Origin of the sequence: Streptomyces sp. NPDC046931, assembly GCF_040644655.1 — a bacterium.
Classification (GTDB): Bacteria; Actinomycetota; Actinomycetes; order Streptomycetales; family Streptomycetaceae; genus Streptomyces.
The window spans coordinates 112,014-133,400 of the sequence record NZ_JBEYWX010000020.1 but is presented as its reverse complement, the minus strand read 5'-3'; the positions used below and the strand labels follow the sequence as shown (position 1 = coordinate 133,400).

Sequence of the window (21,387 nt, the reverse complement as noted above, 5' to 3'; positions counted from 1 at the left end):
CGTCCGAGTTGTCCGGACTCCTGCGAAACCTTGAGGGAATTCACAGAGAACCTCTCAACAAGGAGAACGGGCAGCTGAACAACGCGCCGGGACCGGCCGTACTACACGACATGCCCCGGCAGGGGGCCAGACGCACCGCACCTGGAGGGTCGTCCGTTGTTCAGCATCACCGTCCGCGATCACCTGATGATCGCCCACAGCTTCCGCGGCGAGGTCTTCGGACCCGCGCAGCGCCTGCACGGAGCGACGTTCCTCGTGGACGCCACCTTCCGCCGCGCCGAGCTGGACGACGACAACATCGTCGTCGACATCGGGCTGGCCACACAGGAGCTGGGCGCCGTGGTGAGCGAGCTCAACTACCGCAACCTCGACAACGAGCCCGACTTCGCGAACACCAACACCTCGACGGAGTTCCTGGCCAAGGTGATCGCCGACCGCCTCGCCGAGCGGATCCACAAGGGGGCGCTGGGCGAGAGCGCCCGGGACATCGCCGGTATCACCGTCACGCTCCACGAGTCCCACATCGCCTGGGCGAGTTACGAGCGTGCCCTGTGACCGACACCACCATCGACCACGCGTCCCCGGGCTCCTTCGGCCGGACGCCCCAACCCCGGCTGAGCTACGTGCCCGCGCAGAACGCGGCCCTGAGCAACGCCGACATCATCCCCATGTCCCTGCGCACCGTGCACTTCGTCATGCCGGGTGGCGTCGACGACCCGGCCACCCCCAGCGGCGGCAACGCCTACGACCGCCGTATCTGCCTCGACCTGCCCGGCTTCGGCTGGCAGGTCGACCGGCACACCGTCGACGGCTCCTGGCCCCGGCCCGGGGCGGCCGCCCGCGCGGAACTCGCCCGGACGCTGCGGGAACTGCCCGACGGCACGGTCGTCCTCATCGACGGCCTGGTCGCCTGCGGCGTCCCCGAGATCGTCACACCCGAGGCCGAACGCCTGTGCCTCGCCGTCCTGGTGCACCTGCCGCTCGGTGACGAGACGGGCCTCGACCCGCAGACCGCGGCCGAACTCGATGCCAAGGAGCGCGTCACGCTTCGGGCCGTGCCCGCCGTCGTCGCCACCAGCGACTGGGCCGTGCGCCGGCTCGTCTCCCACCACGGACTCGCCCCCGAGCGCGTCCACGCCGCCTCGCCCGGCGCCGACATCGCGCCCCTGGCCCCCGGCACCGACGGCGTCTCCCGGCTGCTGTGCGTCGCGGCGATCACCCCGCGCAAGGGCCAGCACCGGCTGATCGAGGCCCTCGCGGCCGTCAAGGACCTGCCCTGGAGCTGCCATTGCGTCGGCGGTCTCGGCCACGACCCCGAGTACGTCGCACGGCTGCGCGCCCTCATCGACGAACACGGCCTCGCCGACCGGCTGCACCTGGTCGGGCCCCAGTCCGGCGCCGCGCTGGACGCGAGTTATGCCGCCGCCGACCTCATGGTCCTGACCTCGTACGCGGAGACGTACGGCATGGCCGTCACCGAGGCACTCGCCCGCGGCATCCCGGTCCTCGCCACCGACGTCGGCGGCCTGCCGGAGGCGGTCGGCCGCGCACCCGACGGCGGGGTGCCCGGCATCCTCGTACCGCCGGAGGACCCCGCCGCGCTGGCCGCGGAGCTGCGCGGCTGGTTCGGCGAGGCGGATGTACGGCGCCGGCTCAAGGCCGCCGCGCGCGGCCGCCGGGCCGCACTGGACGGATGGGCGACCACGGCCCGCAGCCTGGCCGCTGTGCTGGCAAGCCTGCGTAACGAGCCCCGGAGGGCGGCATGAGCACGAATACGACTCCCACCGGGCCCCAGGCGCACACGCCGCCCACGGATGCCTCCGTGCCGACGGCCCTGCCCGGCATACCGTCGCCCGGCGGCACGGAGCCCGAAGTCCCCCGGTACGCCCCGCAGTGGCTCCAGTTGCGTGAACCCGCGGACGCGGCGGCCCGGGCGCACGACCTGCTCGACCCGCTGCGGATCCGGCTCGCCAACCGGTCCGGGCGCCCCGGCGACATCGTCGTGCACGACCTGGGCTGCGGCACCGGTTCGATGGGCCGCTGGCTCGCCCCGCTCCTCGACGGCGCCCAGCACTGGATCCTGCACGACCGGGATCCGTATCTGCTGCATTTCGCCACCGTGGGCGCCCCCAAGGCGGCCGCCGACGGCAGCCGGGTCACCGTGACCACCCAGCGCGGCGACATCGGCCGGCTCACCCGGGATGCCCTGGCGGGGGCGTCGCTGGTGACCGCGTCCGCGCTGCTCGACGTCCTCACCGCCGACGAGATGGAGACGCTCGCCGCGGCCTGCGTCGGCGCCGGCTGCCCGGCGCTGCTGACGCTGTCCGTCGTCGGACGCGTGGAACTCACGCCCGAGCATCCCCTGGACGAGGAGATCGGCGAAGCCTTCAACGCCCACCAGCGGCGCGGTGACCTTCTCGGCCCGGACGCGATGCGTGCGGCCTGCGAGGTCTTCGGGCGGCTGGGCGCGAGCGTACGGGTGCGTCCGAGCCCCTGGCGGCTCGGCGCCGAGCAGGCGGAACTCACCGGGGAATGGCTGCGCGGCTGGGTCGGTGCGGCCGTGGAGCAGCGCCCCGAGCTCGCGGCGCCCGCCAAGACGTATCTCCAAGGCCGTCTGGCGGACTGCGCGGCGGGCCGACTGCGGGTCGTGGTCCATCACAGCGACGTTCTGGTCCTGCCGCAACCGACAGGAGGGGCGGGATGACGGTGCGGACGCTCGCCCCGGGGAATGCCGGGCAGGCCCGGGTCGCCGGGGAGGCGGGGCCGGCGGAGGAGGGGGCGCGCGCGGGCTCGGCCACCGCGGTCCTGCCCGCGAACGCCGCTCCGCCCGCGTCCGCCACGCCGGACGCAGGACCGGTCACGGACGAGGCGCCGTCGACCCGGCGCCGCTCCCTCATACGCGTCCTGCGCTCACACCTCGGCACGGTCGCCGGAGCCGCCATCCTCGGTGTGCTCCTGTGGCGGCTCGGCACCGGCGTCTTCCTCGACGGGCTGCGGCGGATCGACGCCCCGACCCTGCTCGCCGGGCTCGGGATCGGCGTGCTGACCACCGTGTTCAGCGCCTGGCGCTGGTGCCGTGTCGCCCGTGCCCTGGACATCGGGCTGCCGTTCGGCGCCGCCGTCGCCGACTACTACCGCGCCCTGTTCCTCAACTCGGCGCTCCCCGGCGGCGTGCTCGGCGATGTGCACCGCGCGGTGCGGCACGGGCAGAGCGCCGGTGACGTCGGTCGCGGCGTGCGCGCCGTGGTCCTGGAGCGCACCGCCGGCCAGGTGGCCCTCGTGGCGGTCGGCGTGCCGGTCCTGCTCACGATGGACTCGCCGGTGCTCGCCCAGGCCCGCCATTTCGCCGGTCTGACGATGCTGGGCGCCCTCGGCGCGCTCGCCGTGGTGGCGGCGATGCGGATGGGCCGGGCGCCCCGCCCGTCGCGCCGGACCCGGGCGCTCGGGGCCGCGCTCGCCGAGGCCCGTACCGTCCTGCTGGCCCGCGGCAGCCTGTCCGCCGTCCTGCTCTCGTCCGCCATCGTGCTCGCCGGGCATCTGCTGATGTTCCTGGTGGCCGCGCGGGCCGCCGGATCGCACGCGTCCCCGGCCACGCTCCTGCCCCTGGCGCTGCTCGCCCTCATCGCCATGGGGCTCCCGCTGAACGTCGGCGGCTGGGGCCCCCGCGAGGGCGTCACCGCCTGGGCGTTCGGCGCGGCCGGGCTCGGCGCGGACACGGGGCTGGGCGTCGCGGTGGTGTACGGCGTCCTCAGCTTCGTCGCGAGCCTGCCCGGCATCGTCGTACTCCTCGCCAGGTGGTACGCGGGACTTCGGGGTCCGCGTGCGACGACGGCGGGCGCGCAGCCGGCCGGGGACGACGCGCAGGGCCTCTCCGAGGCGCCGGAAGCACCCTCCCAGGCGCCGAAAGGACCCTCCGAGGCATCGAAGGGATCCCGAGCTCGGGGCCCGGAGCGTACCCCACACACGCTCCGTGCCCCGGTACCGTACGCTCCCTACCCGCGCTCACCTCCCGGGCCGCGCGCCCCGCTGCTGAAGCGGCGTCATACCCGCCGCGGCGCCTCGGGAGCCGCGGCTCCCGGCAGGCCGCCGGCGGGCACCTCCGAGGCGACGAGGCTGAAGTACGCCGCGAAGGAGTCGGCGAGCGTCGCGAGCAGCCGCTTCCCCTTCTCCGCGGAAGCCAGCGAAGGGCGCCCGATGACACCGGACTCCGTATAGGCCGACATGCCGAGGGTGAGGAGATGCCTGCGGTCGTCGGCGATGAAATCCGTGGTCTCGTAACCGGGCCTGACCAATTCGGGATGGCAGTGCAGAAGAATGGAGGTCTCGATTTCCCCGGCATGCATGTCGCTGAGCAGCGACGTCCGCACACCGGCCCGATCCCGGGCCGCCTCCCAGTCCTCCGGGGCCGGGAAAAGTGCCATCCGCACACCGCTGTCCGCGGATTCCTGGACGACGTTGCCGAGGACGTAATTCCCGCCGTGACCGTTGACCAGCACCAGGGCCTCGACGCCCGAACGGCGCAGGGATGCCGCGATGTCCCGTACCACCGCGTGGAGAGTGACGGAGGAAATGCTCACCGTTCCCGGCCAGTCCGCGTGCTCGTGCGAACAGGAGATCGTCACCGGAGGAAGGAGGTGAACCGGATACGCCGCGGCGACCTCGCGCGCGATCGCACAGGCCACCAGCGTGTCGGTGGCCAGCGGAAGGTAGGGGCCGTGCTGTTCGAAGCTGCCCACCGGAAGGACGGCGACCTGACGAGGGAGACCCTCCGCCCGGGACCGTACGTCCTGGGAGGTGTCCGACGGCAGCACAGCCGCGCCGCGCCCCGGCACATGTGCGGGCGCAACCGCGTCAGCCGCCTGCCGCGTCCCAGAAGTATCCGTATTTCCCGAACCGCTCATGGTTCCACGGCCTTTCGTCTCGTACCGCCTGCACTTACAGATAGGAACAGATCATGACAGACATCGACGGGGTGCCCGGCGGGAATGCCCACCTCTCGGAAGTGCCCCGAGCGGTGAATGGCCCCACCACCGGGGTCACCCGAGTCGTGAATGCCCCCTTGCCCACCAAGTACGGTGATTTCCAGGCCATCGGCTACCTCGACCACGACCGCGGCGACGAACAAGTCGCCCTGGTGTACGGCGACATCGAGGAAGAGGGCATGCTCGTCCGCCTCCATTCCGAGTGCCTGACGGGGGACGCCTTCGGCTCCACGCACTGCGAGTGCGGGCCCCAACTCTCCACCGCGCTCCGGGAGATCGTGGCCGAGGGCCGCGGCATCCTCGTCTATCTGCGCGGCCACGAGGGCCGCGGCATCGGACTGCTCGCCAAGCTGCGCGCGATGAAGCTCCAGTCGGAGGGCCTGGACACGGTGGAGGCGAACCTCGCCCTCGGGCTGCCGGTGGACGCGCGCGACTACCGGGTCGCGGCGGAGATCCTGCACGACCTCGGCGTCCGGTCCGTGCGGCTGCTCTCCAACAACCCGCGTAAGCGGGACGCGCTCCTCCGGCACGGCATCAAGATCGACGAGCAGGTGTCGCTGCTGATACCGCCCTGCGAGAACAACATCACGTATCTGCGCACCAAGCGGGAACGGCTCGACCACTATCTGCCGCACCTGGACGCGGTGGTGCACTCCTCGTGAGCGGGTGCGCGGCGGCCGCCCGGCGCCGGCCGCCGCGCACGCACCCGCCGGCGCCACCCTGCCGCACCTCGGGGTGACGTGGACCCGGACGCCCTGATGCCGTCGGCGCGGATCCCGGAAACAATCAAGGAATGACCGACGACGTCCTGCGCCTGACCGGCGAGCAGATCCTGGAACTGCTGGACACCGACCGGGCGATCCGCTCCCAGCGCGCCGCCTTCACCGCGCTCGGCGAGGGAACCGCCGAACTCCCCGGCAAGATCATGCACCCGAGCCGCTTCGACGACAGCGTCGTCTTCTCCTACGTCGCCCGTCTGTCCGCGGACACCGGGCCCGTCGCCAAGTTCGGCAGCGTGAACCCGGGCAACGCGGCCGCCGGACTGCCGACCGTCCACGCGGTGATCAATGCCCTCGACCCGGTGACGGGACAGCTGGTCGCGGTCCTGGACGGCACCGCCGTGACCGCACTGCGCACCGCCGCCTCCGGCGCCGTGGCCTTCGACGTCCTCGCCACCGCCGACAGCGCCGATCTCGGCCTGCTCGGCGCCGGCACCCAGGCACTCGCGCACGCCCGGGCCGTCGCCCGGGTACGCCCGCTGCGCTCCGTGCGCGTCTGGAGCCCCACGCCGGACCGGCGCGAGCGGGCCGCCCGCACCCTCACCGACGAACTCGGGATCCCCGTCAAGGCGGTCGCCACGGCGCGGGAGGCCGTGACCGGGCTGCCCATGGTCGCCGTCTGCACGCTCAGCCGCACTCCCGTCCTGCACGCCGCCTGGCTCACCCCCGGATGCACGGTCGTCAGCGTCGGGTCCTTCGAGCCCACGCGCTGCGAGGTCGGCCCGGAGACGGTACGACGGGCCACGGCCGTGGTGGTGGACGACCCGGCGACGGCGCGGGACCACGCGGGGCCGGTCGTGGCCGCGCTGCGGGACGGGCTGCTCGCCGCCGAGGACCTGATTCCGCTGGGCGGTGTGGTCACCGGCCGCCGGGAAGCGCGGACGAGCACCGACGACATCGTCCTGCACCTCAGTGTCGGGCTCGGCGTCCAGGACGCGGCGGCGGCCTGGGCCGTGATCGACGCCGCCCGCGGAAGGGAGCCCCGCCCATGACCCCGCACCCGGCCTCGCGCGCGAGCGTCGTCGTCATCGGCGGCGGGGTGATGGGGACCAGCGCCGCCTACCACCTGGCCCGCGCGGGCGTCGCCGACGTCGTCCTGGTCGAGCGCGACGAACTCGCCGCCGGCTCCACCTCACGGGCCGCCGGCGGTGTGCGAGCCCAGTTCTCCGACGAACTCAACATCCGGCTCGGGGCGCGCAGCCTGGAGGCGTTCGGGCGCTTCACCGAGGAGCCCGGGCAGGACATCGGGCTGCACCGGGTCGGCTATCTGTTTCTGCTCTCCACCCCCGAGGAGGTCGCCTCCTTCGAGGCCGGGGTGCGGCTCCAGAACTCCCTCGGTGTGCCGAGCCGCATGATCGACCCGGCTCAGGCGCGGCGGCTGTCGCCGCTCATCACCACGGACGGGCTGCTGGCCGCCGCGTACTCCCCCGAGGACGGGCACTGCACCCCCGAGTCGGTGGTGCACGGCTACGCCGCGGCGGCCCGCCGGCACGGCGCGAAAATCCTGCGGCACTGCGAGGCCACCGGCATCGAGCTGCGCGGCGACACGATCACCGCCGTCGTCACCGAGCGCGGCCGTATCGAGACCGACACCGTGATCTGCGCCGCGGGCGCCTGGGCGCGCGCCGTCGGAGCCATGGTGGGCGTCGACCTGCCGGTGGAGCCGCTGCGCCGCCAGATCGCCGTCACCGAGGCCGTACCGGACCTGCCGCCCCAACTGCCCATGACCATCGACTTCACCACCAGCTTCTACTTCCACACCGAAGGTCCGGGGCTCCTCGTCGGTATGTCCGACCCCGACGAGCGGCCCGGTTTCGCCACCGAGACCCACGACCGCTGGATCCCCCGGCTGTGCGCGGCGATGGAACACCGGGCGCCCGCTCTTCTCGACCTGCGCCGGACCGGCGGCTGGGCGGGCCTGTACGAGGTCACCCCCGACCACAACGCGCTGATCGGTGAGGCGGCCTCACCCTCCCGCTTCCTGTACGCCACCGGGTTCTCCGGCCATGGCTTCCTCCAGGGGCCGGCCGTCGGCGAAATCCTGAGGGATCTCTACCTGGGCCGCGTACCCTTCGTCGACGTCAGCCCCCTGAGCGTCGATCGCTTCGCCGCCGACGCCCCGCGCCCGGAGGTCAACCGCGTATGACCGCACTCCATCTGTGGCTCCGTCACGAGACCCGTACCACCGAGCGGCGCACACCCCTCGTGCCGTCCGACGCCCGACGGCTCGTCGAGGGCGGGATGACCGTCACGGTCGAGCACTCACCGCAGCGGGTCTTCCCCGCCGGGGAGTACGAGGCGGTGGGCTGCCGCCTCGCCGAGCCCGGCTCCTGGGTGACGGCACCGCGGGACGCGGTGATCCTCGGCCTCAAGGAACTCCCCGACCAGCCACCGTCACTGATTCATCCTCATGTCTTCTTCGGGCACGCCTACAAGGGCCAGCCCGGCGCCGCGGACCTGCTGCGCCGCTTCCGCGCGGGCGGCGGAACACTGCTCGACCTGGAGTACCTGGTGGACGACACCGGGCGCCGCCTCGTCGCGTTCGGCTACTGGGCCGGCTACGTGGGCGCCGCCCTCGCCCTGCTGCACCACCGCGACCGGCTGACCGCCCCGCTGGGGCCCACCTCGAAGGAGGAGCTGGACGAGCGGCTGCGGGCGGTCGCGGGCGCGGCGCGGGCCCTGGTGATCGGCGCGCTGGGACGCAGCGGGCGCGGCGCGCGGGCCGCGCTCGGCGTGGCCGGGGTCGACCCCACGTGCTGGGACCTGGCCGAGACCCGCGATCTGGACCGCTTGGCCCTGCTGGACCACGAGCTGATGGTCAACACCGTGCTCACCACGACCCCGGTACCGCCGTTCCTGACGGACAAGGACCTCGACGACCCCGGCCGACGGCTGCGCACCGTCTGCGACGTGACGGCCGATGTGGGCTCGCCGCTGAACCTCCTGCCCGTCTACGACACCCCGACCGACTGGGACCACCCGGTCCGCAGGCTGCGCGAGGAGCCCGCCCTCGACCTCATCGCGATCGACAACCTGCCGTCCCTGCTGCCCTTGGAGGCCAGTACGGACTTCTCGGCGGCGCTGACACCGCTGCTGCTCGACTTCGAGGTGGGCGGCGCCTGGGGGCGCTGCCGGGAGCGTTTCGATGCGGCGGTCCGGGAACTCCCGGCGGGGGAAGGGGAGCCGAGCGATGTCTGAGCCCACGAAGGCGCCGGTTCCGGCGAGTGGCACGGTCCACTGGATCGGCGCGGGGCTGTCCACGGGCAGCGGCTTCGCGGCGGTCTGCGACGCCGCCGCACGGGTCCGGCTGTGGCACCGGACCGAGGAGCGCGCCGCGCAGGCCCTGGCCGGGCTGGGCCTGGCGGGACGCGCCGAACCCCGCGCGCTCACCCGGTCCGCGCTGGCGGCGGAGCTGGCGCCGGGCGACGTGGTCGTCTCCATGCTCCCGGCGCCCGAACACGCGGCCCTGCTCGGCGTCTGCGTCGAGCGGCGGGCCCACTTCGCCTGCTCCAGCTATGTGTCGGACGCGGTCCTCGATCTGGTGCCGCCGGCCGCCGCGGCGGGTCTCGTGGTCCTGACCGAGGCGGGCCTCGACCCCGGCATCGACCACCTCTTCGCGCACGCCCTGATCGCCCGGGCCCAGGAGGAGATCGGCGCCGCGACGCCCGCGGAGGTGAGCCTGACCTCGTACTGCGGCGGTGTTCCCGCGGTCCCGAACGACTTCCGCTACCGCTTCAGCTGGGCTCCCCTCGGCGTCCTCAACGCGCTGCGCTCACCTGCGCGTTACATCGAGGACGGCGAGGAGACGACGGCGGCCCGGCCGTGGGAGGCGACCCGCCCGCACGCCATCGACGGCGAGACCTTCGAGGTCTACCCGAACCGCGACAGCGTGCCCTTCGTCGCCCAGTACGGCCTGCCGCCCGCCTGGAAGCCGGGGACCTTCGTCCGGGGCACCCTCCGCCTCGAGGGGTGGCTGCGAGCCTGGGACCGGGTCTTCGAGGAGCTGAAGGCGGGCGACGACACGCGCATCGCGGCCCTGGCCGCCGAACTCGCGGCCGCGTACCCCACGACGGACGAGGACCGCGACCGGGTGGTCCTGGCCGTGTCCCTCGATGTACGGGCCGGCTCGGGCAAGGCTTGGTCGGGTCGCTACCTCCTGGACGTGGAGGGCACGAAGCAGGAGAGCGCGATGGCCCGGTGCGTCTCCCGCCCCCTGGCCCTGGGCGTCCGCCACCTCCTGGCCGGCGCTCTGCCCGCGGGGCTCAACCGGGCGGCCGAGACGGCCCGGCGGTCCGAGGAGTGGCTCGCCGAACTGGCCGGGGAGGGGCTGGAGTTCAGACTGCGCACCGGAGAGTGAGCGCCGGGGGAGGGGGGCAGGGTGCCGTCCCTTCCCGGGCGTCTTTCCGTCCCCTTCCCGGGCGTTCGGAGGCCGTCAGCCGATCAGCGCCTCGTGGACGAGGCGCTTCAGCTCCGGGTAGACGGTGTGCGAGCCCGTCGGGCGCAGCTGGGTCAGGAACTGGACCGTCAAATCGTGCTCCGGGTCGACCCAGAACGTCGTGGTCGCCACCCCGCTCCAGCCGAACGCTCCCCGCGCCGCGGGCGAACGGGTGAGCGCGGGATCGGTGACGACGGAGACGCCGAGCCCGAATCCGAGGCCCGCCTTGCCGGGCACGCGATGCACCGGGCTGCCGTAGGAACGCAGGTCCGCGTCGCCGGGGAGCTGGTTGGAGACCATGGCGGCGACCGTGCCGGCGGTCAGCAGACGAGTGCCGTCCAGTTCGCCGCGGCGGCGCAGGAACTCCATGAAGCGGTGGTAGTCGTATGCCGTCGCGACCATACCGCCGCTGCCGGAGAGCAGCCGTGGCCGGCCGTGCACGGGCAGGCCCGGGACCGGGGTGATACCACCGTCCTCCGTCTCGCCGTACAGCTCCGCGAGCCGTGGCGCCTGCTCCTCGGTGAGCCACAGGCCCGCGTCCGTCATACCCAGCGGGGCGAAGATCCGCTCGGCGAGGAAGTCGTCCAGGTCCCGGCCCGAGACCACCTCCACGAGCCGGCCGAGCACATTGGTCGCCACCGAGTAGTTCCACTGGCTGCCCGGCTCGAACTGAAGGGGCAGCCGGGCATAGACCTCACATGTCCGGGCGAGGTCCGTGCCGGGCACCACGGACGACTCGATGCCTGCCTCCCGGTACAGGGCGTCGACGGGGTGCGCATGGTAGAAGCCGAACGTCAGCCCCGCCGTGTGGGTGAGCAGATGGCGGACCAGGAGGGGCCGCTCGGCGGGGCGGGTCCTCAGATCCGGGCCGGAGCCGTCGACGTACACCCGCGGCTCGGCGAAGGCGGGCAGGAAGTCCGCGACGGGCGTGTCGAGCCCGAAGCGGCCCTCTTCCAGCAGGATCAGCGCGGCGACCGAGGTGACCGGCTTGGTCATCGAGTACATCCGCCACAGCGTGTCCGTCTCGACCGGCAGCCGTTCCCTCACATCGCGGTGCCCGTAGGTGGTCAGGTGCGCCGTGCGGCCGTGCCGGGAGAGGGCCACCAGATAACCGGGCAGCCTGCCGTCGTCGACCTGGGCCGCGAAGTGCCGGTCGAGGCGGGCCAGCGCCTTCGGATCCAGGCCGACCTCGACCGGCTCCACCTCCTGACGCAGCTGTCCCATCGTTCTCCTCCGGTCTGTCCCGGTGCCTTCCCGGGTTTCCGGCTCCAACATGTCACGGTGCGCAGGGATCCGGGCCGATCGCCGTGCCGCTGCGATCCGGATCACTTCACCGGGGAATGCGCCGCTCGGTCGGGGGAGTTGACCCGGGTATGACTCAGGACGCCACGCAGAACGCGCTGCTCGCACTGCTCTCCGAGGGCCACGGCGGGGTGCTGGTCGCCCTCAAGCGCGACGGCCGGCCACAGCTGTCGAACGTCAGCCACGCCTACGACCCCGTGGAGCGCATCATCCGGGTCTCGCTCACGGACGACCGCGCCAAGACCCGCAATCTGCGCCGGGACCCCCGGGCCTCGTACCACGTGACCAGCCCCGACCGGTGGGCGTACACCGTGGCCGAAGGCACCGCCGAGCTGTCGCCGGTCGCGCAGGACCCCTACGACCGGACGGTCGAGGAGCTGGTGCGGCTCTACCGTGACATCTCCGGCGAGCACCCCGACTGGGACGACTACCGCGCCGCCATGGTCCGCGACCGCCGGCTGGTTCTGCGCCTGCGCGTCGAGCGGGCCTACGGAATCCCCCGGAGCTAGTGCCGGGGCACTGGGGCTGGATTCCTCAAACGGTGTACACATATCGGCGCCGCTGCGAGCGGGTTGGTGGTGCGGGTCTGCCCCAGACCCATGGGATCGCACGGGAGGCGCGGTAGTGGCGCACAGCGGCGCTGCTCCACTGGTTTTCGAGCGCCTCACCGGGCGGCAGTCGGTGGCGGCGGCCCGCACAACCAACCCCGCAATGTGCGGGACCGGAGCGGGTCTTCCTCGTATGCCGCGACTCGGTGCCTCGGTTCCACCGGCCGACCCATGGCGGACGGGGGGGGCGGCAGCATCCCAGCCGGTGCAGCCAGACAGCGGCGACACCTGAGTCGGAGAGGATCGACAGAAGACCCGAACGCAGTCACTCGTCGTTGGAGTGGCCAGTGCCCTCATGGAGCAGTTGGGCGCACAACTCCTCACGGGCACGGATGAACGTGGGCTCCGGCCTCCAGGCCGCTCAGCACAAGGGCTGCGCCGACTGCAAGGAATGCATTGCCCATCCCTGACGAGAACCGGTTCCCGGCGGTCGGCGAAGCCGTGGAATGAGCCCAGTTCGGCCTGCCCGCTTGCCTGGGTGCCTGTTCAAGTAATCAGTCGTTCATTCAACGAGGGGCTCACGAGGTGGACGAGTTTGCGTCGCACGTCATCGCGGACTGGATGCGGTTCAGGGGAACGAGACTTCGAAGCATCAGTCACAGCGTTTTCTCGTCATCGCCCACACGAGTGAATGGGGTGATTGTCCGAGAGTCGGCCTGGCTGTGTCTGGCAACCTCTTCAGGGACGCAGCCGGGTGTACATCCGGAGGCGTTCTGTCCACCGGCGTAGGGCCGGTAGGGCTCGTCACGTGGAAAGGGATGCATCGATGTCGAAGCTGGCTCGCATGGCCGCTGTCACCGCTGTCGCCGCGGTGTTGACGGGTGGGGCAATCGCTCCCTCCGCCTCGGCCACCTCGGCCACCTCGCACCCGTACAGCTGCTCCAACCAGGGCGGCGGACCCAACCACACGGTGAACTGCTCCGGCCTGATCACGGTCAACAACGTCCTGAACGGCACCACCGTGAACGTCCACGACGTCAATGTCCTCAACAACGCGCAGCTGAACACACTGCAGAACGCGTTGGTCAACGTCTCGGACAACGACGTGAATCTGCCCGTCACCGTCCAGATCGGAAATCTGCAAACGGCGGTCGTGTCCACCTATCTGAAGAACTTCGGAATCACGGTGCTGCCTGCCAAGGTCTCGGTATGCGCCGGCAGCGTCTGCGTCTGACCCGGCAGCGCTGACAGCACAGCACATGGTGGCCCGCCTCCCCGCACCGGCTTGCGGGGAGGCGGGCCACCCTCAGCCGATGACTGCCCGGAGTCCGATCACGGGGCGAGCCGGCGAAGCGTCAGGTTCGTACGCCAAGTTGTGGTGACCAGCAGCACGCCGTCCTCCAGCGGCAGACTCCGGGGCCGCCTTGGCGCACTGGTTCCACGCCGTCTCGTCGCAGCGCGGTGATCCGCTTGCGGGAGCTACGCGGGCTCAGCCCGCTGAACAGGGCTATCCAAGACGGCTCCGGCGCCGTAATCACACCTGTCACGACGAAATCGTTCCACCCACCGCACTCCGCCACCGTCACGACGCGGGCCGGTACTCCGTCAAAAGGGTCTCACTGCTATCTGACACGATGCAGAACCCGACCTTCTCCCAGGCGCGCACGGCCCGGGCGTTCGCCGCGGCCCGGTCAACCGTCACCCGCCTGGTTAGACCCCCGGCCGGTCCAGGACGCCCAGGGGCGGGGACGCGGAGGGACCGTTCTCGGTACGGGCCTCGATCGCCCGTAGGACGGCCACCATGTCCTCGGACCCGTACCCCTGCGTCACGGTCTCCTCGAAGAGGGCGTGGCAGGCGTCCAGGAGCGGCGAGGCGAGTCCCGCCGCACGGGCGGCCTCGGCGACCAGCCGGTTGTTCTTGAGGACGTCATGGGCCGCCGCCTGCACGGCGAAGTCGCGTGCGAGCAGCTTGGGCGCCTTCATCCGGGAGACCCCGCTCGCCATGGGGCCCGCGTCCAGGACGTCCAGGAAGAGCCGTCGGTCCAGACCGTGCCGGTCGGCGAAGTGGTACGCCTCCGAGAGACCGGTCACCAGGGTGATCAGAAACAGGTTGACCGACAGCTTCATCACCAGGGCGTTCGGTGCGGCGCCGCAGACGAACGTCTCGCGGCACATCGGCGCGAGCAGCGGCCGTACGACGTCCATCGCCGCTTCGTCGCCGGCCATCATCGCCACCAGCTGCCCGTTCTCCGCCGGCACCCGGGATCCGGAGACGGGAGCCTCCACATAGCGCCCGCCCGCGGCGCGGACCTCGGCCTCCAGGTTCCGCGAGTATCCGGGCGAGGTCGTGCCCATATGGACGACGACGCGTCCGGCGACGCGCGCGGCGAAGTCCGGGGTGCCGCGGCCCAGGGTGGAGTCGATCGCCAGGTCGTCGGCGAGCATGAGGATCACGACCTCCGCCCGCGCGAACACCTCGGCTGGGTCCGCCGCCACGGCCGCACCGGCCGCGCGCAGCGGCTCGGCGCGTGCCGGGGTGCGGTTCCAGACCACGAGGGGGGTGCCGGACCGGGCCAGGCGGAGCGCCATGGGCTGCCCCATGACTCCGAGACCGATGAAGCCGATGTGCACGATGGACCGCCTTCCGCTCCGGACCCCGGGGTCTATGACAGCGGTCATAGTAGCCAGTTCTATGACGCCGGTCATAGGGTGGCGGCCGACGAGATGTCCAGCCGGGAGGTCGACGATGGCGGCGTCCGAGCGCGGGCCGCGGGAGCGGATGGTCTTCAGCGCGGCCCAGTTGATCCGGCGCGACGGCGTCACGGCGACCGGCATGCGCGAGGTCGCCGCCCACGCGGGGGCTCCGCGCGGCTCGCTCCAGCACTACTTCCCCGGCGGCAAGGAACAGCTCGTCAACGAGGCGGTGGACTGGGCGGGCCGGTACGCGGCGGGGCGCGTCGGACGCTTTCTCGCGCAGCTGCCCGAGCCGACGCCGAGCGGGCTGTTCGCCGCGATGGTGCGGCAGTGGACGGACGAGTACGGGTCGGCCGGGTTCGCCGGGGGCTGCCCGGTCGCCGCGGCGACCGTGGACTGCGCGGAGGGACGCGACTCCACCCGGGCTGCGGCCGCGGCCGCGTTCGCGCGCTGGACGCGCCCGGTGGCCGACGCCCTGACCGGCATGGGCGTCCCGGCGGAACGGGCCGAGTCGCTCGCCACCCTTATGATCAGCGCGCTGGAGGGCGCCCTCCTGATCGCCCGGTCCGAACGGGACGTACGTGCCCTGACGGCCGTGGTGCGGGAACTGGGACCCCTGCTCGACGCGAGCGTCGCACGGCAGGCGTCGGGCGGCTGACGTGGTCCTACGCCCCGCGACGGAGGACGCACGGCCGATGGTCCGGCGATCATCGCGGTCCTAGGCTGCCGAAGGGACCCGCCCAGCCCTTCGCGTCCCCGTGAGGAGAACGTCATGCCCGTCGACGCACGCAGCCACATCCGGATCGCCCGTCCGTCCCGGGACCTGGCCGCGGCCGAGCGGTTCTGGACCGGAGGGCTCGGGCTGTCGGTGGTGTGCCGGATCGAGGGAGGCCCGCAGCCGGGTGAGCACGACCTGCTCATGCTCGGTCTGCCAGGGGCCGGATGGCACCTGGAACTCGTCCACGAGGCCGGCCGGCCGGTCGAACCCCGTCCCACCGAGGAGGACCTCCTCGTGGTCTACCTCGACGAGCCGGTCCCCGACGAGCTGGTCGCCCGGCTGGAGAAGCACGGCGGCAGGCGGGTGCTCTCCCCGAACCCGTACTGGAACGAGTGGGGCGTCACGATCGAGGACCCCGACGGCTACCGGCTGGTGCTCTGCCGTCGCGGCTGGTCCAACGCATAGGTGCGGCGTGCCGCGCCGGAAGGACCCCGCCATGCCGTTAGCCTCCGCCCGTGATCAATGGCGCGCACATCGTGATGTACTCCCGCGACGCCGAGGCGGACCGCGGCTTCTTCCGGGACGTGCTCGGCTGGCCGCACGTCGACGCGGGCCACGGCTGGCTCGTCTTCGAGGCACCGCCCGCCGAACTGGCCTTCCATCCGGCCGAGGGCGAGCCCTCGCACGAGCTGATGCTGATGTGCGACGGCCTCGATACCACCATGGCCGAACTCGCCGCGAAGGGAGTCGAGTTCACACAGCCGGCCACCGAGGCCCGCTGGGGCAGGGTCACCGCCTTCCGGCTGCCCGGCGGAGGGCACATCAGCCTCTACCAGCCGCTCCACCCGCGGGCGCACGGCCGGTGACCACACGTTCCTGCGGATGCGGGGACGGGCCGGTCCCGCTCGCCCTGTTGAGGTGGTCGCGGAGTGCCTGGTGGCGGAACTGGTAGACGGGACCCACCGCCCGCAGCAGACCCAGGCGGTGAGCATCGTCCAGGAACGGCATGAGCGGGTACGGCAGGCGACCTTGCCGGGACAGCCGGTACGTGGCGGCCGAGAACGCCAGCCAGGCGTGGTGGGGCCCCGCGAGCATCCCGGTGGTGAGCGCGATACCGAGACCCCCGATGGCGCCCGACAGGAAGCCGATCCCGATCCCGAGGAACAGTCCCACTCCCACCGCGATCGTGAGGCCGTAGGTGAGTCCGAACACGCCCGCCCGCAGCACCTCCAGCCGCCGGTCGGCCGCAAGATGGTCGGGCGGGGTCAGCGGGCCGTCCTCGGCCGAGGGGCTCTCGATCCACTCCATGAAGCCGGTGGTGAAGGCGTGGGCCAGGGCGGCCGCGACCACCAGGGCGATGAGCCGGTCGGCGGGCCGCATACCCATCAGGTACAGCAGGGATCCGAGCGGGAAGCCGAGCCCGAGAGCGAGGGTGGCATGGTGCAGCAGAGCGTGGACCAGTCCCCGGAAGCGCCCGCGCACACGCCGCCTGGCGTAGCCGGGGACGCTGTCCGCCCAGTGGCGTGCCCCCAACCAGGCCGCGCAGCCGCTGGGGGCCCCGAACATCACGCTGCCCAGGTAGCTCCCGGAGGGGAAGAAGAGCCAGGAGGCAGTCGCGAGCGCCAGGCCGGAGAGCACGGCCACGACGACGCCGAAGGCGGCGCAGACGGCGGGGCTGAGGGCGCCTGTGGTCCTGGCCAGTCCCCACCAGGGGAGGTCCGGCTTGTCCGGGGTCAGGGACGCCAGGTAGCCCAGCCAGCGTGTGATGTCCCGGGGGTCGTGGCGGCGGCTCGGCGCCGTGCGGTCGAAGGGTTCGTCACGGGGGCCGCGACGCTCGACGACGGCGGGGATCAGTGCGTCGAAGAGATGGCCGCGCAGCTCGTCCGCGTCCCGGAAGCCGTCCGGTGCGAGGAGCACGGCCGGATCGGCGTCCTCGTAGGCGGTACGGAGAAGCCAGAGGCCGAGCGGTGACGCGGCGACCTCCGCGAGCACCGCGGCCGGTACGTCGAGCGGGCGGGTGGTGCGCAGCGCGTCGAGGACCGGCTCCCAGGAGGGTTCCCGGTCGACGCGCAGACAGTGGTCCAGGTAGTCCGCCGCGGCCTCGGGGGAGAGGCGGTCGGGCTCGATGACCAGGGCGGAGGTGAAGGGCTTCCCCGGTTTCCGTACGGCCTGCTCGTACTCGGCCGTGCGGCAGGTGAGGATCAGCCGGGCGTCCTCGGCACAGGACCTGTTGAGCGCCTTCACGGCGGCGGTGCGGGCGAGCGGGGGGAGTTCGTCGAGTCCGTCCAGCACGGGCAGGACATGACGCTGGTCGACGAGTTTCCGGCAGATCGCGGGCCGCTGGGCCTTCGGGGCCAGCGTGGGGTAGTCGTGCGCCAGCCGGTGGGCGACCCAGTCGTTCAGCCGCTCGAACGTCGCGGGGTTCCATTCGGCCACCGACAGCAGGACCGGAATGGCGTCGTCGGCGTCGTCGGAACCGTCTTCGGCACGGCGCTCCAGCAGCTCCCGTACGAGTTGCACCGCCAGCGTGGTCTTGCCGGAGCCCGCCTCTCCGATGATCACCAGTCGGCGGCGCGTCATGCGCAGGAACTCGGTGACCAGCGGCTCGAGGTTCTGCCCGGTGAACCGGAGCTTCAGCGAGGACGGCGTCAGGTTCCGTGCGCCGGCCATCAGCGTGCGGTCGGTCACGGTGTGCCAGGGCACGGCGATCGCGTCGGGATCGTCGAGTTGCAGACGGTCGACGGCCTCCTGCCGCCACTGCCGGGTCACCAGGTCCGCAAGTTCCTGCCGTGCTCTGGACAGCGCCGATGCCGGATCCAGGTGCACCCCGCCGAGGATGAGCCCGGAATTGGCGAACGAGCCGTCCACGGCGATCGCCGGGCCGCTGTCCCGTACCTCCGCACGGCGCCGGCGGAATCTCCCGAGGAAGCTCATGCCCGCCCCTCAGTCCCAGCGGATACCGGTGTTGGCGTCCGAGTCCCGCGACGCGTGTGCGTCCCCGGTCCGCTCCGCGGTGATCTCGCCGCTTGCAGGGGCGCCGTCGTCCTTCGGCGCCACCACGCCGGAGTTGGCCCGGCCTCCGGGCCCGGCGACGGCATGTCCCGTGTCGGACGCCCGGATAACCAAGCGCCGTTCCGGGTCCGTGGCTCCCGCCGGGTCCGTGGCTCCCGTGGGGTCCGTGGCTCCCGTGGGGTCCGTGGCTCCCGCCGGGTCCGCGCCGGTCGGGGTCGGTCGCGCCGGGAGCGCGGCCCAGATTCCCACGCCCACCGCGGCGACGGCCGACAGACAGGACACCACCGTCGCCAGGCGGTCGGCCCGGCCCCAGCGCAGCACCGTGAGCAGTACACCCAGCCCGGCCACGGCCGCGCAGCTCACCATGAGGACGATTCGTCGAGCGTTCACTCCCCTCATCATGCTGAACGACATGACCGGCGCGGGGCGTTGACCGTAAGTGACCGCTTCTGAACGAAGGGTCTCAGTCGTCGGTGCGGTCCGCCGTCAGATACGCGATCACCATGTCGCCGAGCATCCTGCGGTAGTGCGCGCGCTGGTCCGCGGCCGCCAGGTCACGGCCGGACAGCGCCCCGAAGGTGTGTCGGTGGGCGACCCGGAAGAAGCAGAACGAGCTGATCAGAGCGTGCAGGTCGACGGCGTCGACGTCCACCGTGAACAGCCCGGAGGCGCGGCCCGCGGCCAGGATGCGGCCGGTCACCTCCAGGGCCGGCGAGCCGGTCGTGCCCAGCTCCTCCGGCGCGACGAGGTGCCCGGTGTCGTGGATGGTCTCGATGCCGACCAGGCGGATGACGTCGGGGTGAGCCTCGTAGTGGTCGAAGGTGGCCTCGGCGAGCCGGCGGACGGCCGCGACCGGATCCAGGTGATCGACGTCCAGCTCCTGTCCCGCCTGACGGATCACCGCGTACGCCCGCTTCAGGACGGCCGCGAAGAGCTGCTCCTTTCCGCCGAAGTAGTAGTAGATCATCCGCTTGGTGCTGCGGGTGCGGGCGGCGATCTCGTCGACCCGGGCCCCGTCGTACCCCGCCCGCGCGAACTCCCGCGTCGCCACGTCGAGGATCTCGGCCTTCGTGCGCGCGGCGTCGCGGGTGCGACCGCCTGGTCGTGCCGGTTCTTCGACACTGGTCATCGGGTTCCTTCGGGGAGGGGCACGTGGTCTGGCGGGTGCCCGCGATTGTAGAAGCCCGCCCGTTCCCGGACGTCTCGGCAAGAGGCCCACGCCGCTCCCGGGACTGCTGCGGGAGGCTTATGAGCGGCTGACGGTCCGGGTGACGCCGGTGACGACCGTCGTCGCGAGGACCCAACCGGTGACGATGAGGGCGTACGACAGCGCCTGGCACCAGCCGGCCGGGGCGAAGGCGCTCTCCTGTCCGAAGGAGATCACCGGCAGCAGCAGGTCGAGCGTGTAGAACACCGGGTTGAAGTCCGGCGCCTCCGACACCTTGATCGGACGGGGGTGGTGCTGGGCGTACACGACCGAGCCGACCGCCAGAAGCGACAGCAGCCAGACCGCGGCCCGCAGCGGACGGAATCCGTAGCCCACGGTGACATCCTGCATGTGCCCCCAGGCACGCCCGTACCAGGGGAGCGTGGTCCGGTGCCGGCGCTGCTTGGCGAGCTGGACCCGGCGTGCCGCACGGTCGTCGCCGACGCGGCGGTACGCGGCGGTCAGCTGCTCGTAGGCGTGCGGGACATAACCGTCCCCGTCGCGCTCGACCATGGGCAGCCGGCGCTCGGCGGGCTCGTGCGCGTTCAGCGTGACGTAGGTGAGGTTGTTCATCAGCACCTCGTCTGGCAGCACCTCCGGTGCGAAGCTCAGCACGTCGATGCGGGAGCGGCGCAGATTGAGGATGCCCTCGAGGGGTTCGCTCCGGTACAGCCAGAGTTCCCCCATCACACAACTGCTCGCGCGCAGGGCCGTGCCGCCGGGGTCGGACAGATGTGAGCGCGACAGGTCGAGCCGGCCCGCTATGCGCGCGCCGCGGAACTCCACACGGCCGCGTGCCCGCAGACGACGGGCCCGGACATCGGCGTTCGCGTCCAGCGACTCCGCGTTCAGGGCCGTGCCGCCGGGGTTGGTGAACTCGGTGCCCTCGAGGTTGACCGCGCCGGCCACCGTCGCGCCGGTGAGCCGGGTCTCGCCGTGCACCCGCAGGCCGGGCGCCCACAGGTCGTCGCCGATCGCGGCCCGGTTGAGCTTGAGCACGGGTTCCGCCGCGTCCGGCGCGATGAGTTCGGCGCCGTCCAGGAAGAGTGCGCCCGCGATCTGGGTGCCGCCCAGGCGTACGGCGCCCCGCACTCGGCAGCCGCTCAGTCTGAGGGGGCCGTCGATCCTGGAGCTGCCGCAGACGAGGGAGGGGAGCACGGAGCCGCGCAGACTGAGCTGGCGCAGCCGGGAGCCGTGCAGGTCGGGTGACTCGTCGAAGTGACAGTGAATCAGCCGGACGGCGTGGTCGACCACGCCGTAGGCGAGGTTCAGCGACTCCGTGACACGGGCGCCGGTGACCCTGAGGGCGGCGACCTCGCCCTCTTCCTGAGGGGCGCTGATCAGCAGCGCCTTCAGCACCGAGGCGCGCACCGTCCGCTCCGGGCCCCAGTCGGCTCCCGTCGCCGGATCGTCGTTCTCGTGCGTACGGAAGTCCACGGACTCCCCACGGGGAAAGGCCCGCCATATGCGCAGCTCGGCGGGCGTCAGGTCGTTGATCTCCATCAGCCGGGACTCTGGCCTGCCCCCGACGGAGTGTCAACTACCGTTTTCGGCCCGCATATCCAGCCCATCGCTGGGTGCGGCGAGCGCGCGGGGGCGGGGACTCGTGCCGGGGGACGGGCGCAGTCGGCGGATCGGGGGTACGGCGATGAGGGGGCGGCGCAGCCCAGGCCGACCACCGTGGCGACCAGCAGCGGGGGGCGCACGCCG

The 21,387-nt window shown here is 72.3% G+C and carries 20 protein-coding genes and 2 pseudogenes; 14 read left to right on the top strand and 8 right to left on the bottom strand.

Translation table 11 applies throughout. The annotated features are described in order from the left end of the window. Positions 1 to 156: 156 nt before the first annotated feature. The 4 genes and pseudogenes from ABZ876_RS28985 to ABZ876_RS28970 form a co-directional block, all read left to right on the top strand. On the top strand, positions 157 to 555 hold the full coding sequence (locus ABZ876_RS28985; protein WP_234515841.1) for a 6-carboxytetrahydropterin synthase: 399 nt from the start codon (positions 157 to 159) through the stop codon (positions 553 to 555). Then, complete coding sequence (locus ABZ876_RS28980; protein ID WP_361787409.1) at positions 552 to 1,766, top strand: glycosyltransferase family 4 protein; 1,215 nt, start codon at positions 552 to 554, stop codon at positions 1,764 to 1,766. Before ABZ876_RS28985 ends, ABZ876_RS28980 begins: the two co-directional genes overlap by 4 nt. Beyond that, entirely contained in the window at positions 1,763 to 2,704 is a 942-nt protein-coding gene (locus ABZ876_RS28975) for a class I SAM-dependent methyltransferase (protein WP_361787406.1), read from the top strand. Before ABZ876_RS28980 ends, ABZ876_RS28975 begins: the two co-directional genes overlap by 4 nt. After that, positions 2,701 to 3,762 (top strand): annotated as a pseudogene (locus ABZ876_RS28970) (lysylphosphatidylglycerol synthase transmembrane domain-containing protein); the annotation flags it as partial. The gene ABZ876_RS28975 and the pseudogene ABZ876_RS28970, both read left to right, overlap by 4 nt. Positions 3,763 to 4,040: 278 nt before the next feature. On the opposite strand, the gene ABZ876_RS28965 reads toward ABZ876_RS28970, so the two are convergent. Continuing rightward, positions 4,041 to 4,832 carry a creatininase family protein gene (locus ABZ876_RS28965; RefSeq protein WP_361787403.1) on the bottom strand — a complete coding sequence of 264 codons (792 nt, stop codon included), beginning with the start codon at positions 4,830 to 4,832 and terminating at the stop codon, positions 4,041 to 4,043. Positions 4,833 to 4,954: 122 nt separating this feature from the next. Between ABZ876_RS28965 and ribA the strand changes: the two genes are divergently transcribed. The 5 genes from ribA to ABZ876_RS28940 all read left to right on the top strand — a co-directional run bounded on the left by ribA (position 4,955) and on the right by ABZ876_RS28940 (position 10,118). Continuing rightward, positions 4,955 to 5,644 (top strand): GTP cyclohydrolase II, encoded by a 690-nt coding sequence (gene ribA, locus ABZ876_RS28960; RefSeq protein WP_361787400.1) that lies wholly within the window; start codon positions 4,955 to 4,957, stop codon positions 5,642 to 5,644. 131 nt (positions 5,645 to 5,775) lie between these two features. Continuing rightward, on the top strand, positions 5,776 to 6,753 hold the full coding sequence (locus ABZ876_RS28955; protein WP_361787397.1) for an ornithine cyclodeaminase family protein: 978 nt from the start codon (positions 5,776 to 5,778) through the stop codon (positions 6,751 to 6,753). Further along, entirely contained in the window at positions 6,750 to 7,907 is a 1,158-nt protein-coding gene (locus tag ABZ876_RS28950; protein WP_361787394.1) for an FAD-binding oxidoreductase, read from the top strand. Before ABZ876_RS28955 ends, ABZ876_RS28950 begins: the two co-directional genes overlap by 4 nt. Next, positions 7,904 to 8,959, top strand: a complete 1,056-nt coding sequence (locus ABZ876_RS28945) for a saccharopine dehydrogenase (RefSeq protein WP_361787391.1) — start codon at positions 7,904 to 7,906, stop codon at positions 8,957 to 8,959. Before ABZ876_RS28950 ends, ABZ876_RS28945 begins: the two co-directional genes overlap by 4 nt. Further along, complete coding sequence (locus tag ABZ876_RS28940) at positions 8,952 to 10,118, top strand: saccharopine dehydrogenase family protein (protein ID WP_361787388.1); 1,167 nt, start codon at positions 8,952 to 8,954, stop codon at positions 10,116 to 10,118. Before ABZ876_RS28945 ends, ABZ876_RS28940 begins: the two co-directional genes overlap by 8 nt. Before the next feature lie 75 nt (positions 10,119 to 10,193). Here ABZ876_RS28940 and ABZ876_RS28935 read toward each other — a convergent pair whose 3' ends face one another. Continuing rightward, positions 10,194 to 11,420: a serine hydrolase domain-containing protein gene (locus ABZ876_RS28935; RefSeq protein ID WP_361787385.1), complete on the bottom strand. Its 1,227-nt coding sequence runs from the start codon at positions 11,418 to 11,420 to the stop codon at positions 10,194 to 10,196. A 149-nt stretch (positions 11,421 to 11,569) separates the two neighbouring features. On the opposite strand from ABZ876_RS28935, the gene ABZ876_RS28930 reads away from it, so the two are divergent. Together ABZ876_RS28930 and ABZ876_RS28925 are read left to right on the top strand one after the other, a co-directional pair. Continuing rightward, complete coding sequence (locus tag ABZ876_RS28930) at positions 11,570 to 12,007, top strand: PPOX class F420-dependent oxidoreductase (protein ID WP_361787382.1); 438 nt, start codon at positions 11,570 to 11,572, stop codon at positions 12,005 to 12,007. A gap of 865 nt (positions 12,008 to 12,872) precedes the next feature. Next, positions 12,873 to 13,280, top strand: coding sequence for a preprotein translocase subunit TatB (locus ABZ876_RS28925; protein ID WP_361787379.1), 408 nt, complete (start codon positions 12,873 to 12,875; stop codon positions 13,278 to 13,280). A gap of 101 nt (positions 13,281 to 13,381) precedes the next feature. Here the strand turns inward: ABZ876_RS28925 and ABZ876_RS28920 are convergent. Next, positions 13,382 to 13,593 (bottom strand): annotated as a pseudogene (locus tag ABZ876_RS28920) (IS5/IS1182 family transposase); the annotation flags it as partial. Between the two features lie 163 nt (positions 13,594 to 13,756). Further along, on the bottom strand, positions 13,757 to 14,677 hold the full coding sequence (locus ABZ876_RS28915; RefSeq protein WP_361787445.1) for an NAD(P)-dependent oxidoreductase: 921 nt from the start codon (positions 14,675 to 14,677) through the stop codon (positions 13,757 to 13,759). A 115-nt stretch (positions 14,678 to 14,792) separates the two neighbouring features. Here ABZ876_RS28915 and ABZ876_RS28910 point away from each other — a divergent pair, with 115 nt between their 5' ends. The 3 genes from ABZ876_RS28910 to ABZ876_RS28900 all read left to right on the top strand — a co-directional run bounded on the left by ABZ876_RS28910 (position 14,793) and on the right by ABZ876_RS28900 (position 16,324). Beyond that, a complete protein-coding gene (locus tag ABZ876_RS28910; RefSeq protein WP_361787376.1) occupies positions 14,793 to 15,398 on the top strand; it encodes a TetR/AcrR family transcriptional regulator in 606 nt (201 codons plus the stop codon). 114 nt (positions 15,399 to 15,512) lie between these two features. Next, on the top strand, positions 15,513 to 15,923 hold the full coding sequence (locus ABZ876_RS28905) for a VOC family protein (protein WP_361787373.1): 411 nt from the start codon (positions 15,513 to 15,515) through the stop codon (positions 15,921 to 15,923). 50 nt (positions 15,924 to 15,973) lie between these two features. Further along, the gene (locus ABZ876_RS28900; protein ID WP_361787370.1) at positions 15,974 to 16,324 is read left to right on the top strand and encodes a VOC family protein; all 351 of its coding nucleotides are present in this window, start codon (positions 15,974 to 15,976) and stop codon (positions 16,322 to 16,324) included. Here ABZ876_RS28900 and ABZ876_RS28895 read toward each other — a convergent pair. From ABZ876_RS28895 to ABZ876_RS28880, 4 genes are all read right to left on the bottom strand, one after another. Further along, the gene (locus tag ABZ876_RS28895) at positions 16,281 to 18,392 is read right to left on the bottom strand and encodes an NACHT domain-containing protein (RefSeq protein ID WP_361787367.1); all 2,112 of its coding nucleotides are present in this window, start codon (positions 18,390 to 18,392) and stop codon (positions 16,281 to 16,283) included. The two genes, ABZ876_RS28900 and ABZ876_RS28895, sit on opposite strands and share 44 nt — an antisense overlap. Before the next feature lie 9 nt (positions 18,393 to 18,401). Beyond that, on the bottom strand, positions 18,402 to 18,869 hold the full coding sequence (locus ABZ876_RS28890; RefSeq protein ID WP_361787443.1) for a hypothetical protein: 468 nt from the start codon (positions 18,867 to 18,869) through the stop codon (positions 18,402 to 18,404). A gap of 64 nt (positions 18,870 to 18,933) precedes the next feature. Then, positions 18,934 to 19,599, bottom strand: a complete 666-nt coding sequence (locus tag ABZ876_RS28885) for a TetR/AcrR family transcriptional regulator (protein WP_361787365.1) — start codon at positions 19,597 to 19,599, stop codon at positions 18,934 to 18,936. 117 nt (positions 19,600 to 19,716) lie between these two features. Continuing rightward, entirely contained in the window at positions 19,717 to 21,180 is a 1,464-nt protein-coding gene (locus tag ABZ876_RS28880) for a membrane-associated oxidoreductase (protein ID WP_361787362.1), read from the bottom strand. Positions 21,181 to 21,387 lie beyond the last annotated feature (207 nt).

What these genes read in the sequence shown, in the direction of transcription:
- ABZ876_RS28950 (WP_361787394.1), top strand. Translation starts at nt 6,750, where the DNA reads ATGACCCCGCACCCGGCCTCGCGCGCGAGCGTCGTCGTCATCGGCGGC.
- ABZ876_RS28925 (WP_361787379.1), top strand. Translation starts at nt 12,873, where the DNA reads ATGTCGAAGCTGGCTCGCATGGCCGCTGTCACCGCTGTCGCCGCGGTG.
- ABZ876_RS28880 (WP_361787362.1), bottom strand. Translation starts at nt 21,180, where the DNA reads ATGGAGATCAACGACCTGACGCCCGCCGAGCTGCGCATATGGCGGGCC.
- ABZ876_RS28885 (WP_361787365.1), bottom strand. Translation starts at nt 19,599, where the DNA reads ATGACCAGTGTCGAAGAACCGGCACGACCAGGCGGTCGCACCCGCGAC.
- ABZ876_RS28905 (WP_361787373.1), top strand. Translation starts at nt 15,513, where the DNA reads ATGCCCGTCGACGCACGCAGCCACATCCGGATCGCCCGTCCGTCCCGG.
- ABZ876_RS28940 (WP_361787388.1), top strand. Translation starts at nt 8,952, where the DNA reads ATGTCTGAGCCCACGAAGGCGCCGGTTCCGGCGAGTGGCACGGTCCAC.
- ribA (WP_361787400.1), top strand. Translation starts at nt 4,955, where the DNA reads ATGACAGACATCGACGGGGTGCCCGGCGGGAATGCCCACCTCTCGGAA.
- ABZ876_RS28955 (WP_361787397.1), top strand. Translation starts at nt 5,776, where the DNA reads ATGACCGACGACGTCCTGCGCCTGACCGGCGAGCAGATCCTGGAACTG.
- ABZ876_RS28935 (WP_361787385.1), bottom strand. Translation starts at nt 11,420, where the DNA reads ATGGGACAGCTGCGTCAGGAGGTGGAGCCGGTCGAGGTCGGCCTGGAT.
- ABZ876_RS28975 (WP_361787406.1), top strand. Translation starts at nt 1,763, where the DNA reads ATGAGCACGAATACGACTCCCACCGGGCCCCAGGCGCACACGCCGCCC.
- ABZ876_RS28945 (WP_361787391.1), top strand. Translation starts at nt 7,904, where the DNA reads ATGACCGCACTCCATCTGTGGCTCCGTCACGAGACCCGTACCACCGAG.
- ABZ876_RS28930 (WP_361787382.1), top strand. Translation starts at nt 11,570, where the DNA reads ATGACTCAGGACGCCACGCAGAACGCGCTGCTCGCACTGCTCTCCGAG.
- ABZ876_RS28910 (WP_361787376.1), top strand. Translation starts at nt 14,793, where the DNA reads ATGGCGGCGTCCGAGCGCGGGCCGCGGGAGCGGATGGTCTTCAGCGCG.
- ABZ876_RS28895 (WP_361787367.1), bottom strand. Translation starts at nt 18,392, where the DNA reads ATGAGCTTCCTCGGGAGATTCCGCCGGCGCCGTGCGGAGGTACGGGAC.
- ABZ876_RS28890 (WP_361787443.1), bottom strand. Translation starts at nt 18,869, where the DNA reads ATGAGGGGAGTGAACGCTCGACGAATCGTCCTCATGGTGAGCTGCGCG.